Genomic DNA, 16,924 nt, shown 5'->3' on the forward strand with positions numbered 1-16,924 from the left:
TGGTATCTCCATCACTGGATGGATTCAAAAACATAAAATTTTTCTTTAGAATCCGTCCACATTATGTTAAATAAGATAATTAGAGTGCCGAATTAAATTTTATTCGACACACAATTCAAATATCCTTCAAATTATAAGAAATTTTATCATTTTTTGTTCACTACACCTTCCATGGTGAAGGAATGAATAGCTCAGTGAACAAGTTTATGGCAAAACGGTCGGACATACCTGCGATATAATCACATACATATCTTTCTTTATTCGCATTATCATTTTCCCCAAAACCCTCAATGGGTATTTCCTCCGGGTACTCGATATAGTATTCGTACAAGCCCTTTACTATATTTTTTGCTTTTTTCTCTTCTACCTTTGCAGCGGAGCCAATATATACATTATCAAACATGAATTCCCTCAGTTCGTTAGTAGCCTGCATTACAGCACTGCTCATCACGATATTGTCTCTGCCCATACTTTCATTAATAATGTCCGTTATCATTGTATTTATCCTTTGGTTGTGGGTAAAGCCGAGAACCTCCATGCATTCTATTGGTATTGAAGATACTTCCAGTATACCTCCTCTTAATGCATCATCAATATCATGATTAATGTAAGCTATCCTGTCGGAAATACTTACTATTTTACCCTCCAGTGTTTCTGGCTCCAAGCTCCCTGTATGCTTCAAAATACCGTCCCTTACCTCATAGGTCAGGTTGAGGCCTCTTCCACTCTCCAGAAAGTCAACAACCCTGAGGCTTTGTTCATTATGCTTAAACCCGCCTGGATGTATATTGTTCAATTCCTTCTCCCCGGCATGTCCAAAGGGAGTATGCCCCAAGTCATGTCCCAGTGCGATTGCTTCAGTCAGGTCTTCATTCAATCTGAGCGCCCTTGCTATAGTCCTGGCTATCTGCGATACCTCAAGAGTATGCGTCAGCCTTGTTCTATAATGATCCCCTTCCGGTGATATAAATACCTGTGTCTTGTGCTTAAGCCTTCTGAAAGCTTTAGAATGAAGTATCCTATCTCTGTCCCTTTGGTAATCGGTTCTTATATCGCATTTTGTCTCTTCTGTAAGCCGTCCCCTTGTATTCATGCTTAGAGCGGCATACTTTGATAGATTTTGCTTTTCCAGATTTTCAGTGATTTCTCTTATTTTCATTTACCCATCTCCATTTGCAATTCCCCTTGCATATGCATAGCGGTTAAAAGAATTATATACAGATTTTAATATATTATTTATACGTAAATGTAATATACAACATAAATTTAAATATTCCTTTATATTCGCAAAATTTTTTGCATAAATAACGAGAGGCAACAGGAGCAATGTATCGGTAAATAAGTGCAAATCACTTATGTATATCGACTCACACGATATAAGCTTTGGACAGAATTAGAGCTTGCTACTTGTAAAATCCTAACGCGCATAAACCCGGCGTCCAAGGCTTTTGCATAAGCAAATAGGTTACATCTGTTTGTGGGCGTAGCCCACATCTAGGTATGCGCTAGGTTTACATCACGTAAACCTTACGGATTTTCCTACGTATCTTCACTCTATTCTGTTACCCAAAGACTTATAGCGAGTAGGCGCATCTAATCCACCTTAATTTGTCATGCGCCGTAAACGAGCTTCATAAAAGACTTCCTTAATCTAAAAATATTTTATTAGAAGCCTTTTATATAAGTGTTCGCTGATATACATAAGTTAATGCTCCCCTAAATCGTTACTGAGCTTTAGTTCACTTAGTAGTTAATTGGTGAGACAGCCATGCAAATAGCCTAAGCATGCTTATACAGAAATTGTTAATGGCTCTTAGGAGCGGAGCCTTAGAAATTACCGTGAGCGAGACAGGACGTCGAGCTAGCTTTCCAGGGACAAGGATGTCCTTTGGAAAGCGTTAGGTAATTCTTAGGCGCAGCGAGTTAGTGCCATCAATTTTTGTATACTCATACGTGGCTATTTGCATGGCTGTCCTTATTTTGCGATTTAGCACAAATATTAAAGGCTGCATAAAATGCAGCCCTGTGGTTAATCCGCTCCGAAGAAATATTTGTTTATATCATCTATTACTTTTTTAAGTTTTTCCTTATCTGCATAGAAATATTTAATATTTCTTATCTTTTCTTCCTGTATAAAGCCCGCTTGTTTTAATATATCCAAATGATGCGATACTGTTGGGGTGGATATTCCAACCAACTCGGACAATGCTTTCCCATAATTCTTATTGTTCACCAGTATTCGAAGTATCTCCATTCTGGATTTGTCATCAATAACCTTTAATATTTTGGAAAGCTCATCTAATAGGGCTTCTCGTTTGTCTCTAGTTACCCTGCAGTCAAAAACCACATAGAGCTTGTCACCTGAGAATATTCTTATGCACCTTTGGGGTGAAACGAAATATGAGGGAATTATGCAATATTCCTTGTAGCCGGAAAACAACTTCCTCGGCCTTCCGGATATCTTTTCGAGTGCTGATTCCACACTGTCCTTACCAGTGAAGCTGTCTACATATTGTATTCCAGCATCCATCCTGTCCTTACACCGCTCCAGCTTTGCCATAAAATCATTGTTAAGTACGGTTTTATAGGTATGTACAGTGTTCTTTTTTATATTCTCAGGGTGTTCAAAGAACTCCATAAGGTCATTGTCTTCAATTATCCACTTTATCTTTTCTTGAATTTTATACCGTTCCTTTTTATCGATAAAAGCTTTCTCTATCTTCACTTTTTCTATTTCTTCATTTAATAAGAAGTAGTAGAAATCAAGCAAGTCAAGGTGCTCAATATACTCAATAAACTTCGGTATTGATGTAAGCTCACCGCTTTCCAGTATGAGGTTCAATATATTCATACCCCCGGCAGGAAACAGCTTAATAGTATCCAACGCCTTCAGGTCATTGGTTTTAAGCTTTGATAATACCTCATCCGCCCATTTTATTTCATACTGGTGATGTGCAGCATCCGTAAGCAAATGCACGGCACAAATCAGTTCTATAACCGGAGAATTAAAAATCTTTACATTTGGCTCATTGTTCTCCCCATAAATCTCCATTGGCATTCATAACACCTCCCCGATTAGATATATATCTAATAAAAATATTACCAATTTATTAACAAACATGCAACAGAAAGTTTAAATCATTCAATACCTATTATTCTTAGCTCTTTTTCGTTAAGTTCCCTGAAGTCCCCAAGCTCCATGGTTTCGTCCAGCTTCAGATCCCCCATGGAAATTCGCTTTAGATATATAACTTCTTTATCTACTGACTTAAACATCCTTTTTACCTGATGGTACTTGCCCTCATATATTGTAATCTCAACCAAAGAAGCTTCGCCACTTTCCAGTATCTTAAGCTGCGAAGGCATAGTCCTGTATCCATCCTCCAGAGTAACACCGCTGTTGAAGGCTTCCACATCTTCTTCCGTCACTCTGCCCATGATTTTTGCAAGGTAGGTCTTGGGTACATGCTTTTTGGGAGACAACAGCCGGTGAGTGAGCTGCCCGTCATTCGTCAGCAGCAAAAGGCCTTCTGTATCCTTGTCCAGTCTGCCAACTGGAAAAGGGTTGAAGGCTTTGAATTCATCAGAGAGTAAATCCACTACCGTCCGCTCGCGGCTGTCTTCAGTGGCAGATATTACTCCCTGAGGCTTATTCATCAATATATATATAGTGTCCTTGTAAAAGAGCCTTCTTCCACCTACCTTAATTTCCTGAGATTCAGCCTCTACCTGCTGGCCTGAATCCTTCACCACAGTTCCATCTATTTCAACCGAGCCGCTTTTTATAAGCTCCTTTACTTCCTTTCTAGTGCCATACCCCATATTGGATAATATCTTGTCTATACGCTGTCTAGTACCCATCACTGTTTCTCCTTTTAAACGTTTTGCGAAATATCCTTAGCATTGTTCCTTCAGATTTCGTAAAAAGTATCCTTGTTGTTATTGAATTCGCACTATACCCAATGTGAATACTTTCGTGCGTTCAATATATCCATAAATATTTTAACATTCCACTAAGAATATATTATACAATATGCTTATATAAATCGCACATGAAAGATTACTTCGATTAGCTGCGATTTATAACGTTAATGAAGACGTTTCGCACTATCGAACTATTATTTAAAGGATTTAGTGCGAAAGTCCTAGAACATAGAAGTTTGAAAAATTAAAACCATTAGAATATAATGAAAATAAATGTATAAAGCTAACCCCATATATCTCCACTATTTCCGGCACTTAAGGAGGATTCTATGTATAACGATAACGTAACCCGGCTTTACAATAATATCAGCAGCAGGCTGCTCTTGGCAGATTGGCCACATTATATGGAGGATACACAGATTGAAATAAAAGCATATATGGAAGATAACCGCTTCATGGATAATCTTCATAAGATAGTAGAAAACAGGGATTACAGCTGCAGCGCTGTACTAACACTGTGCAAGAGCCTTATGGATGAGCTTGCACACGATAATATCCCCCTAAGCTGGCTCGAATATGTATACCAGTATGCCTTGAATAAATCCTTCCCCCATGCTGTTGAGACAGAGCTTCAAGACAACCTTGAAAACTCATGCCTTATATATTTGAATACTCTCAAGGTAATTTCTGAATTCCAGAAAAAAGACAGTGACAGCACATGGCAAAGTAAATACCCCATGATATTCCTCTCTGCTGAAGAAGAGGCCGAACTTGAGAACCCCTTGGAATATATGAAGTTCCTCAAAGCCTTCGATGATGAATATGTATATGAGATGATGAAGCTCAACCAGGAGGTCTTGGGTTATAACACGCTTGATCATATTTGCGGAGTGCATTATTTATCATTATATATAGGAAGAGAACTGAAAAAAGCAGGAATCCCCATTGACCTTGGCAGGGTTTCAGGGGCTGCTGCCGGTCATGATATAGGTAAATACGGGTGTAAATCCTCGGAGCTTAAAAGAGTGCCGTATCTCCACTACTATTATACCGATTTATGGTTCAAGAATCACGATATAACCTATATCGGGCACATAGCCATGAATCATTCCACCTGGGACCTGGAGCTTGAGAATCTCCCCCTGGAATCCCTCATACTCATTTACTCAGATTTCAGAGTAAAACAAAGAACAAATGAGGGCAGCAAAGAAATGAATATTTATTCCCTTCAGGATTCCTTTAGGGTTATTCTCGATAAACTGGACAATGTGGATGATACGAAGGAAAAGAAGTACAGACGTGTGTACTCCAAGCTTTTAGACTTTGAGGATTATATGGTGAATCTAGGTGTCGAGGTTGATATCAGCAGGATAACCAATGGCTTCCACGGGGAGTATAAGCGTAAAAACTGGCATTTTTCTCTGATGGGCGGAAAGCAAGTTATTAAGAATATCAAGTACCTCGCAATCAACCACAATATAAGCCTTATGTATCAGCTAAGAGATGAAGCTTCACTTAATCTGATACTGGAATCAGCCAGGAGTGAGAGCAATTGGAAAAGGCTAAGGGAATATATCCGGATTTTCGAGGAATATTCCACATATCTCACACAGAAGCAAAAGCTTATAACAATTAAGTTTCTCTATGATCAGGCGGTTCATTTGGAGGATGATATCCGAAGGCAGTGTTCGGAGCTTATCGGGCTGCTCATTGCTTCCTTTGATGAGGACTACCGCAAGGAGGTCCCTGAGGATGCCATACTTGACACTCCATCCATAACCAGCTATGCACTCTTGGACAGATATATGCAGCTTTTTATCAATCCCGATCACAAGATGGTACCTCTTCACAGAGGCTATTTGGGATACAACATCAGTATTGTGATATCTTCATTGTTTTCGCATTGCAGCAAGAATCAGGTGGAAAGCTTCAAGAAGGTTGTCGTCAAGTATTATAACGAAACCTCTCGAAGGTCTACTGAGACAAAACTGTACCTGCTTGAAGCTGTAAGGTGTATCCCAGTCTCCAATGAGCACAAGACAGACAAGAAAATTCTTGAGTATGTCGGAAGGATGTTGAAAGAAAAGAACACCGTTCTGAGGCTTTCTGCTTTAGATGTGGCCTATAATGTTTTGTTCCGTTCTTCAGGCCATATTGACGCATTAGGCGAAGAAGCAGTAATAAGCAACTTTGCACTTACTGTTAAGCAATTAATATCGAATAATCTGATAAGCTCCAGTTTTGCCTCTGAAAACTTCCTTAAATACAGAATAGCAGTTCTGCTTGGCATGGAACCGATGATATTGGATATGCTTTCAGACTTCTGTCAAAAAGATGTGCATAAGCTTTCCGAAATCTCCTTAAGCAATCTTAAGACAGCAACAGAGTGGGTGTTAAAAAGACTTCAGATAGACCTGCTCTTGGATTATTCCTTGAAAAACCCAAAATCCAATGGGTTTTATTCAGCCATGCATTTCTGCAATCTTCTGAAGGTCAGTGCTTCAGAAAATGTCCGCAACCGTGCCGGAGAAGCTCTGATACAGATAGTCCCTCATTTGTCGGTAGAACAGAGGAATGACATAGCTGTAGAAATGCTGAGAGCTCTTGAAATTGATGGCTATCAGTTTGCCGAATACATACCCAGCTATCTTGGAAAACTGATACTTTCCCTTGAGCCCGTCGAGCTTGATGAAGTCCTGGACGATTTCAAGGAGAAAATCAAAAACTCCACCCCTCACTTAGATTCCCTTATGGTAAAAACCATAAGCATAGCTATAGCAAACTATCCCGCGTATATTGAAATATCACATGAAGAGAAAGACATCTTTGAAAACAGACTTGAGAAAATGCTGGGTATCATCATTAATGGACTTGCCCATTACGATGGAAATGTAAAACAGGCTGCCTTCAGCGTTTTGGGTAAGGAAATCTTTGGCTCCACCACTCTAATGCTTAATGAAAAGCGGCAGATATTTACCCATATCGCAAAAAAGCTGCTGACACTTCTTGAGGATGATATCCAGGAAGGTCTGCTTTTTCTTACAAATTCTGCAGGCTTAAATAGCATATACAGATTTATTTCCGATTATACCTTTTTTTATAAGGACATTGATATTGTTATACCTGAGAAGGTTGCTTTCTTCCCGGGAGCCTTTGACCCCTTCTCCCTCGGCCATAAAGAGATTGCAAGAGCCATCCGGGATATGGGCTTTGAAGTCTATCTCGCAGTAGACGAATTTTCCTGGTCAAAGAAAACTCTTCCTAACCTTATCAGAAAAAATATTATAAATATGTCTATCGCGGATGAATTCAATATATACATTTATCCCGAGGACTATCCTGTGAATATCGCAAATAACTTGGATCTTGAAGTATTGAGGGATAGTTTCCCGTTATCAGAAGTATATATAGTTGCTGGAAGTGATGTTATCCTTAATGCTTCTGCATATAAAAAGGAAAAAAGCAAAAACTCCATACAGACGTTTTCACACATACTATTTGAAAGAAAGAGCTTGAACAGCCAGTATGAAAGTGATGATGATTACCTTGAGGAAACGGTTGGGAGAATTGACGGGAAAGTAATTCGGCTGTCTCTTCCTCCGCAATACGAGGATATCAGTTCTTCTCAGATAAGAAATAATGTGGACGAAAATAGAGATATATCTATGCTGGTTGACCCTCTGGCACAAAGGTTCATTTATGAAAATGGCTTCTACCAGAGCGAACCCCAGTATAAATCAATAATACAGACAAAATCTATTGAAATGGAAGTATTGGAAGAAGTCAACAGAGAGATTTTAGAAGAACTATCCAAAGCTATGAATATTAGCTGCGAGACCCTGACAGTCAGGTTCACCAGCTTTCTTAAGAAAACTTCCTGCAGGCTGCTGCTAATAAGGGATTCGGAGCATGGAAAGCAAATCCTTGGATTTTCTGCTTTCCATAGGCTGAATTTCAGTCTGCTTTATCAAGAATTCGGAAGCAGCTCAGTAACTGAGTATATTAGGAATAACTCCACAGGTAAAATAGTGCTTATTGATGGTATATTTATTGCCAATAATGCGGTTTTTGAGAACATGGAGCAGGTCCTTCTTGCTGAAACATTAGCTTACTGCTTATCAAGGGACTATGACTATGCGGTTTATAACAGCACCTTGAATGACTCCATATCCTATAGCATACTTGAGGTTCTCAGGCTTATGGGCTTCCGAGACATACCCTGCCTGGGATGTTCCAACAAGGTGCTCGCAGTGAATATCAGCACCCCTTGCACCTTGAATCTGGATATTGAAACCACTATTAAAGAACCTTACAGAAGCAGCAATGCATTTATAGCTGCGGTATCAAGAACCAGAAAAAGGCTTCAGAGCACTTTGGCGGAGGTATATGCCGGAAATCTTATATTGCCTTTTGACAGAGCGGTTATGGATGACACGCTGATTAGAAAAATATGTGAAGTGAATGATGTGCCCACAAAGCTTATCACCCCAAGAAAGCTTGGCCCTGCAATGTGTGTGCCCTATGGCAGCATGCTCAGCAGAAGCATCATTCCCAACACAGTAACGAAGTCACTCCATACAGAAAAGCTCTTCAGCCCTGATATGGAGGGCTATAGAATTGGACACTTTCCATATTACATGGATCTGGAAGTCCAGATAAAGATGCTGCATTCCTTTGGAAGGCCTATAATCCTGGTGGATGATACACTTCATCATGGATTCAGGCTTAAGGTTTTGGATCCTTTGCTCAAGAAGGAGGATCTTAAGGTAAAGAAAATAATTGTAGGGATACTTTCCGGACAAGGAAAGGAACTGATGGATATCCAGGGACGAGATATTGATTGCGCATATTTCATACCCAGGTTGAGGGAATGGTATAATGAAAACAATTTTTATCCATTTATCGGTGGAGATGCCTTATGGAGAGGTGAATACCCCAAAAGAAACCTGCTTCCTTCGATAAACTTGATACTACCATATACCTCACCCTCTTTCCTTAATGAGTCGTCAAAAAAATCAATATTCAAGCTTTCACAAGTTGCGATGGAAAATGCGATAGATATACTTTCAACCTTGGAAGATGAGTTCCAGCATATCAATGAAAGAAGCTTAACACTGTCATCCATGGGTCAGGTATTTATAACACCAAGGTGTCCTGATCATGGAAAAAATATGGATTATGACCTGAATCTAAGCCCATCCTTTTACTTGAAGAATGACCTTGAGCTTCTAAACAGGCTCGAGAATATCATATGCTAGTGCTTTTTAGCACAACGTATAAATAATGCGTCTTAAACAATGGGGGAACGGGTACCACGGTTTTCCTTCGGAAAAACACTGAATTCCACGAAATACACGGCGAAAAAAAATATTCTGAAACATAAGTAATAATCGATACGGAAGTAAGTATCAAAACTCTCTAATGTCGCTATATATTATACAAAATTAACCGTGCAATTCCGTAGGAATCCGTGGAACATCCGTGTGTTCAGTGGTATCCGTTACCCATTTACTACTTCGCATTGTTTTACTGTTACGCAGCACATAAAACCTTTTTGGAGGAATAGAAATGTTTTATTACAAACACCTTAACAGGACCTTAGTATCCTGGGAAAGGTACAATCAGCTCATGGAAATTTCAGAGGACGATGCGGCGTCTGACAAAGGTAATATATTTGCTATAACTAGCAGTTCACCGAAAAATACCAGAAGGAGCTTTTCTGTATCTCAGTCCGACCTGATGTCTGCCGATAAAGAAGATTTGAGTATGCTACTCCTCCATCCTTTGAATGACAGCAATGTGCCCGACTTTCTGATTCAGGCTGTGCAGAACAATAGAGTCACTATGATAAATACCGAGTACCCCACTTGGCAGAATGTTCTGCTCTATAATGCTCCTGAGAAATGGAGAATAAATGTTGTGGGGCTTGGAGATGTCGGAGGAACTCTTGTGTCAGGGCTGAGACTCTTAGGAGGCGACTGTATATCACATATCGGAATATATGATTTAGATCCTAATAAGATTAAGCGCTGGGAGTTTGAAACCAATCAAATAATGGATCCTACCGGAAACTTGAGTCATCCTGCGGTTTTGCCCATATCAGAAGAACAGCATTTTGATTGTGATATGTTCATATTCTGCGTTACCGTTGGCGTACCTGCATTAAGTGAAAATCTTAGCGATGTTAGAATTGCACAATATGAAGGCAATTCAGGGATAATAAAGGGATATGCACTTTCAGCCAGGAGTAAGGGCTTTAAGGGTATATTTGCAGTTGTGTCGGATCCTGTGGACCTGTTGTGCAAGGCTGCCTTTAACTTCAGCAACACCGACAGCAATGGCAAGCCTGATTTCAAAGGTCTCGCAGCTGAGCAAATAAGAGGCTACGGGCTTGGAGTCATGCATGCACGAGCAGCCTACTTTGCCGGACTGGATCCGGAGACTGCTCATTATCTCACAGAAGGCAGAGCTTTTGGTCCTCATGGTGAAGGCCTGATAATTGCAGACAGTATTGAAAAATACAATGAAGCTCTTTCCTTGGATCTTACAGAAAAAACTAAAACAGCGAACCTTGCAGTCCGCAGTCTGGGCTTCAAGCCTTATATCGCGCCAGCCCTCTCATCAGGCTCCTTATCAATACTCGCTACCATTAGAGGACAGTGGCATTATAGTGCTACCTTCCTTGGCGGGGTATATTGGGGAACACGAAACAGACTGCTTCCTACCGGCATTGAGCTTGAGAGACTGCCGATACCGAATGGGCTTTTCTCCCGAATGGAAAACACATATGAAAGCCTGAGGAAAATGCTATGAGCAAGTATTATGTTATAAAACCAGCTGACACTTCTGCTCAACTCGAAAAAATGCTGGAAGCGGCGTTGAACGGTAAAAATGTAGTTTATATATCAGATAAATCCAATCTTCCAGAACTTAAAGAAAAGAAGATTATTATTTGTGTTGAAATAAGCCCAGCGGGATTCTGCATACCCTTATACGAAATAATAACGGAGCTTCAAAGCCGAGGCCGGGATTCCCTTGGGGGTTCCTCAGCAATACTGCTAGTGCACAGCTCAAGTGAACTATATACAAAGAGTACCGCTGCATTCATAATATTTCTTCTAAACGGGTTGGGCTGCCGTTTTCTAGGGCATCCAGTAGTAGAAGCAACTGCCAGCTTGTCAAATTTCTCCACTTGGAGGAACGTAACTGAAGCTCCCCTTGATGACATTTGCATGGAACTTTGTGCCAAGTTAGGCGGGAGATTTTCTGCATATAATCCAAAGCTTATAGAAAGGCCAAGAATACTTGCACTTCATTCCAGCTTCAAGGGAACCTCCAATACCCTTGCCCTGTGGAATATGGCGAAGGCGCACTTGGAGGGATGTGAAATCAGGGAACAGCATGTGGAGAACGGAAGGATAATCGACTGTAAAGGTTGTTCCTTTAAAACCTGTAAACATTACAGCATGAATGACGGCTGCTTCTATGGCGGGGCGATGGTGGAGGAAATACTTCCTGCCATAAAAAAATCAGATGCAGTCATATGGCTGTGCCCGAACTACAATGATGCAATATCCGCCAACCTATCAGCCGTTATTAACCGTATGACGGCACTATACAGGAAAACCCCCTTCTATCAGAAAACCTTATTTTCAATAATTGTATCGGGTAACTCAGGCAGTGATTCAGTGGCAAGGCAGCTTATAGGAGCTCTCTGTATAAACAAAGGCTTCAGTCTGCCCCCCTATTTTTCGTTTATGGCTACCGCCAACGATCCGGGGACGGTTTCCCAAATTCCTGACATCGAAGCCGCCTCTAAAAAATTTGCAGAAAATATGCTGAAGGAAATAAAAAAAACCTCATAGCAATATTAGTGTTATAGCTACATCTTCGTACCTATAAAGGAACTATTTATTGCAATTGTCTTCAATTTGCAAGTTATGCTGCAAGTTCCGTCTTGTAGTTAGTATATTATTGTAGCACATATAATAAATTTAGCCATAGATTGGCATATTTTAATCATTTTGTTGCATTCTCCTAGCTCTGCCAACGATATAATCTATATTATTAATGTACATATCTTCGATATTTACATTTTTGCAACCTGAACAAAATATTTTACAATTATCTGAATTGTACTGCTAATTTTTGAGTATATTATATCTGTTAAGACGCATTAATGCTATGGTATTCCAAGAAAAATATAAATCAAATTTTAAAATTGTTAAAAAATTACGCAGGAATTTTAATTTTTGTATAGAAAGATATTATATAGCCAAATTTTTTTATGTGCTATACTATTTTTTGAAGCTTTTGTTGCATAATTTACATTTTAGCCATAAAAATTATATAAAGCCTATTCTTTATTTGGCAACTTGTTATATAATATATATGGGCGCAACAGAAGTCAATATATTATATAATGAGCTAAAAAAGCTCAGAATTTTGACATCATTGTGAAGACAAAAAATAATATTTGGAGGGAGATACATATGAACGTAAAACAATACATTGAAGAACTCTATGAAAGAGTCGTCAAAAGAAATCCTGGAGAACCAGAATTCCATCAGACTGTTAGAGAAATTCTCGATTCATTGGTACCAGTTCTCGAAAAGCGCCCAGATTTTATCGAACTTGGTATAATGGAGAGAATAGTTGAACCAGAAAGACAATTCACTTTCAGAGTGCCGTGGGTTGATGACAACGGTAAAATACAGGTTAACAGAGGCTTCAGAGTACAATTCAACGGAGCTATAGGGCCATACAAGGGCGGCTTAAGATTCCATTCTTCAGTATACATTGGAATCATAAAATTCCTTGGTTTTGAACAGATATTCAAAAACTCCTTGACAGGTCTGCCAATAGGCGGCGGCAAGGGTGGTTCTGACTTCGACCCAAGAGGAAAGTCAGATAACGAAGTAATGAGATTCTGCCAGAGCTTCATGACTGAGCTTTATAGATTCATCGGCCCAGACGTTGACGTACCTGCTGGGGACATCGGTGTTGGCGGAAGAGAAATCGGATACCTCTTTGGACAGTACAGAAGAATCAAAGGCGTATTTGAAAACGGCGTACTCACTGGAAAAGGTCTGCCATACGGCGGCAGCTTGGTAAGACCAGAAGCAACAGGCTATGGTGTTACATACTTCTGTAATGAAATGCTCAAGCATGAAGGCGACACAATCAAAGGTAAGACAGTTGCTATTTCCGGTTTCGGCAATGTTGCTTGGGGTATATGCATAAAGGTTGCTGAATTAGGCGGCAAGGTTGTTACACTCTCCGGCCCGGATGGATACATCTATGATGAAAACGGTGTAACAGGCGAAAAGATTGATTACTTACTTGAAATGCGTAATTCCGGCAGAGACAAGGTTAAGGATTATGCTGATAAATATAACTGCAAGTTCTTCGCAGGCGAAAAGCCATGGAATGTTAAGGCTGATATCATAATACCTGCTGCTACTCAGAACGATATAGCAATAGAGCATGCAAAACAGATAGTAGCTAATGGCATAAAGTATGTTTGTGAAGCTGCTAACATGCCATGTACAAACGAAGCAGTTGAATACTTCCAGCAGCATAAGGTTTTAGTAGGACCTTCAAAGGCAGCTAATGCCGGCGGTGTTGCTACTTCAGCCCTTGAAATGTCACAGAACAGCATGAGACTTTCATGGACAGCAGAAGAAGTTGACCAGAAGCTTCATCAGATAATGATCAACATACACAACAACTCAATGAAAGCTGCTGAAGAGTATGGCTTTGGATATAACCTCGTTGCAGGCGCTAACATCGCCGGCTTCCTGAAGGTTGCTGAAGCAATGAAGGCTCAAGGCTTAGTATAATATAAGATTTGCAAATGCAAAAGGACCTGTGATTTATCACAGGTCCTTTCTTGTTTAGACAAACCACCCAAAATAAGAACAGCCATATCATAGCCACATATGAGTATACAAAAATTGATGGCACTAACTCACTCCGCCTAAGAAAAGTCTAGCGCCTTCCAATATCCATCCGTGGACGTGGAAGGCTTGCTTCGGCGTCCTGCCTCGCATACGACTTTTCTAAGGCTCCGCTCCTAAGTGCCATTGACAATTTCTGTATAAGCACATTTAGGCTATTGATATGGCTGTTCTACCAATTAGCTACTCAGTAGAGGAAAGTTATGTATCGATATACAAAGCTAATGCGCTTATGTACCTATACATAGCTTCTGCTGCTATTACAATTTGTCCGTATCCAAAAAAGGACCTGTGATTTACCGCAGGTCCTTTCTTCTACTTTACTTTTGTATTAAGTCAGCCGTAAGTTTCCGTAAGCTTGAAAGCACTTCTACATTTTGTTCAAGGCTTAGTCCATCCACTGTAGGCTCATTCCTTTTGGTACAGCCGTCAACTGCACCGGCTTCAACCATTTTCATGATAAGAGCCCTCTCTGTCTCAGTCTCCTGAAGTAGTATCCGCCCCGCGAGCATTGACAGCATAGCTTCCAATCCATGAGCACCCCAGTTGGAAACCCCTGCTACAATTGTATAATCAGCATTTATCACAGCAGCAATGGTTTCTCCCATATCAACGCATTTAACTACCAGCTCCCTGACCTTTCCCATCCCCAGTTCATTTCCGCCATCCCCCACCGCTATGGTCACTACTCCTCGCAGCTTTGCAGATTCGAACAGGCTGTCACTGTCCGGTATCAGGTGGGTCAAGTCAGCGCCTTTCATTGAGTAGAATCTTCCATCCTTCGCTTTCCCAGGTCTTTCCACCGAAACAACATGACTGGGCTTAAAGCTGTCCAAAAGTCCAGAGCAGAATTCCCCGGTACCTTGATATGGCAATATCACTCGGCCTGCCTTAACTTTCATATGCCCGGTACATGCACTTAAAATATTTTCCGAATATCTATCAGTCACTATCATTACTGTTTTTCCAAGCTTCTCCAACGCGCACGCCAAAGTTGCTGCTCCAAGAGGCCCATCAGTCTCACCGCACAGGGTCTCCGCAATGCAGAACCCCGTAATTATAAGAATTTTATTGCCGCCATACAGCTCTTCAGCTGCCCTGACAATGTCTGATGCTTGGGTAATGTCTCCCAGACCCCTGCCGCCTGCATCGTTCTTTATTAGCTGCTCTATCAAAATGGCAGCATTATGATACATCTCAAAACCCCCTTAGCTGCAAGACCCCATGCATTCCTTCTCCTATTCACAGAGAGTCACAGCTTACTTGAGTAAAACTACTTCCTTTGCCGCTTTTACTATATCCAATCCCGTCATTTTATACTTCTTTTTCAGGTAATCTATATTTCCTACTTCGCCGAAGTGATCTTTGATTCCTATTGATCGCAAAGGCACAGGATACTCCTCAATCAGCACCTCTGCCACAGCACTCCTAAGGCCACCTATTACATTGTGATTCTCACAGGTCACTACAGCACCTGTTTTCTTTGCAGAATCAACTACCGCCCTATTATCAATCGGCTTTATTGTATGGATATTTATTATTTCGGCATCTATACCATCAGCCTTGAGCATTTCAGCTGCATCAAGGGCTTCCTTAACCATCATTCCCGATGCGAATATACTCACATCTTTACCTTCCTTAAGCATATCTGCTTTGAAAAGATCAAACTCATAGTCTTCCTTGAATACTATCGGTGTAGTTTTTCTGAACATTCTTATATATACCGCACCATCGTATTCTATAACCTTTGGCAGTGCCTTTACAAGCTGTATCGCATCCACAGGCTCAAAAATAACCATACCCGGTACGCTGCGAAGCACCCCGATGTCTTCCATGCTCATATGAGTGCCTCCGTTCAACTCTGCAGATATTCCCGGATCAGTACCTACAATCTTTACATTCCTTCCTGCATATCTTATGGATATGGTTACCTGGTCGCACATCCTTCTGGTGGCAAATGGCGTAAAAGTGCATATGAATGGTATGAAGCCATAGGACGCCATTCCGGCAGCGAAGCTTGCCATATTCTGTTCTGTTACACCGACATCCAAAGCTCTTTCCGGGTATTTATCCCTAAGGGAAAAAGTTCCATTTGCCTTTGCCAGGTCAGCATCTATCACAACAATTCTTTCGTCCTTTGCCATAAGCTCATCTAAGGCTTCTCCGAAAACTCGACGCATTTCAATATTCTCATACATGCTTCATACCTCCTGCCTCAATTCTTCCAAGGCTTTTATTCTTTGCTCCTCAGTCACAGGCATACTGTGATTCTTTGCCCCCATAGCTTCAATAAAAGAAACCCCTTTTCCCTTGATTGTGTTTAATACAATCATAGTTGGCCTGCCCTGAGATTTCTTAGCTTCGATTATAGCATTATAAATTGCAGCCACATCATGACCATCAACAACATCCACATTCCAGCCAAAAGCCTTCCACTTGTCACCTATAGGTTCAACTCCAACTATCTCCTTTGTATTCCCATCAATCTGCATCCTGTTGTTATCAGTAAAGGCTATGAGGTTGTCAAGCTTGAACTGAGCTGCCGTTAAAGCCGCCTCCCAAACCTGTCCTTCTTGACTCTCTCCATCTCCAATAATTGAATATATATATGCATTATCCCTCTTAATATTTGATGCTTTGGCTATTCCCACAGCACAAGAAATGCCCTGACCTAATGACCCCGCAGTCATATCGACTCCTCTTGTTTTCAGCATATCACAGTGGCTTGGCAGATTGGTTCCAGGCTTATTCAGAGTGTCAAGCTCGCTTACATCGAAGTATCCTTTATCAGCAAGCACTGCATAAAGGCCGGGACCAGCATGTCCCTTGGAAAGCACAAACCTGTCCCTTCCTTCCATATGAGGATTGTCCGGATTAATGTTCATAATCTTGTAATAGAGCACAACAAGTGCTTCTACTATTGAAAGACACCCTCCCACATGTCCGACTCCCAACTTTCCTATTTCATTAATAATGAGCCTTCTAATGTGCCTGCACTTATCCTGAAGCAGCCTTATTTCGTTATTATTCATATTTTCCTC

The 16,924-nt window shown here is 40.7% G+C and carries 10 protein-coding genes; 4 read left to right on the top strand and 6 right to left on the bottom strand.

Going from position 1 to position 16,924, the window contains the following annotated elements:
- Positions 1-160: 160 nt before the first annotated feature.
- From VEB00_03090 to VEB00_03100, 3 genes are all read right to left on the bottom strand, one after another.
- The gene (locus VEB00_03090; protein ID HYF81998.1) at positions 161-1,159 is read right to left on the bottom strand and encodes a deoxyguanosinetriphosphate triphosphohydrolase; all 999 of its coding nucleotides are present in this window, start codon (positions 1,157-1,159) and stop codon (positions 161-163) included.
- An 870-nt stretch (positions 1,160-2,029) separates the two neighbouring features.
- Complete coding sequence (locus tag VEB00_03095) at positions 2,030-3,058, bottom strand: winged helix-turn-helix domain-containing protein (protein ID HYF81999.1); 1,029 nt, start codon at positions 3,056-3,058, stop codon at positions 2,030-2,032.
- 80 nt (positions 3,059-3,138) lie between these two features.
- A complete protein-coding gene (locus tag VEB00_03100) occupies positions 3,139-3,861 on the bottom strand; it encodes a pseudouridine synthase (GenBank protein HYF82000.1) in 723 nt (240 codons plus the stop codon).
- Between the two features lie 392 nt (positions 3,862-4,253).
- Between VEB00_03100 and VEB00_03105 the strand changes: the two genes are divergently transcribed.
- The 4 genes from VEB00_03105 (at position 4,254) to gdhA (ending at position 13,766) form a co-directional block, all read left to right on the top strand.
- Positions 4,254-9,182: a cytidyltransferase gene (locus tag VEB00_03105; GenBank protein ID HYF82001.1), complete on the top strand. Its 4,929-nt coding sequence runs from the start codon at positions 4,254-4,256 to the stop codon at positions 9,180-9,182.
- Between the two features lie 310 nt (positions 9,183-9,492).
- A complete protein-coding gene (locus tag VEB00_03110) occupies positions 9,493-10,737 on the top strand; it encodes a lactate dehydrogenase (GenBank protein ID HYF82002.1) in 1,245 nt (414 codons plus the stop codon).
- Positions 10,734-11,789, top strand: coding sequence for an NAD(P)H-dependent oxidoreductase (locus tag VEB00_03115; GenBank protein HYF82003.1), 1,056 nt, complete (start codon positions 10,734-10,736; stop codon positions 11,787-11,789). The genes VEB00_03110 and VEB00_03115 overlap by 4 nt, the downstream gene beginning before the upstream one ends.
- A gap of 627 nt (positions 11,790-12,416) precedes the next feature.
- Positions 12,417-13,766: an NADP-specific glutamate dehydrogenase gene (gene gdhA, locus VEB00_03120; GenBank protein ID HYF82004.1), complete on the top strand. Its 1,350-nt coding sequence runs from the start codon at positions 12,417-12,419 to the stop codon at positions 13,764-13,766.
- A gap of 437 nt (positions 13,767-14,203) precedes the next feature.
- Here the strand turns inward: gdhA and VEB00_03125 are convergent, their stop codons facing one another.
- The 3 genes from VEB00_03125 to VEB00_03135 all read right to left on the bottom strand — a co-directional run bounded on the left by VEB00_03125 (position 14,204) and on the right by VEB00_03135 (position 16,915).
- Positions 14,204-15,079 (bottom strand): DUF4392 domain-containing protein, encoded by an 876-nt coding sequence (locus VEB00_03125; GenBank protein HYF82005.1) that lies wholly within the window; start codon positions 15,077-15,079, stop codon positions 14,204-14,206.
- Between the two features lie 63 nt (positions 15,080-15,142).
- A complete protein-coding gene (locus tag VEB00_03130) occupies positions 15,143-16,081 on the bottom strand; it encodes a transketolase C-terminal domain-containing protein (GenBank protein ID HYF82006.1) in 939 nt (312 codons plus the stop codon).
- 3 nt (positions 16,082-16,084) lie between these two features.
- On the bottom strand, positions 16,085-16,915 hold the full coding sequence (locus VEB00_03135) for a transketolase (protein ID HYF82007.1): 831 nt from the start codon (positions 16,913-16,915) through the stop codon (positions 16,085-16,087).
- Positions 16,916-16,924: the final 9 nt, after the last annotated feature.

The sequence above is a fragment of the Clostridia bacterium genome, from assembly GCA_035628995.1.
Classification (GTDB): Bacteria; Bacillota; Clostridia; order Lutisporales; family Lutisporaceae; genus BRH-c25.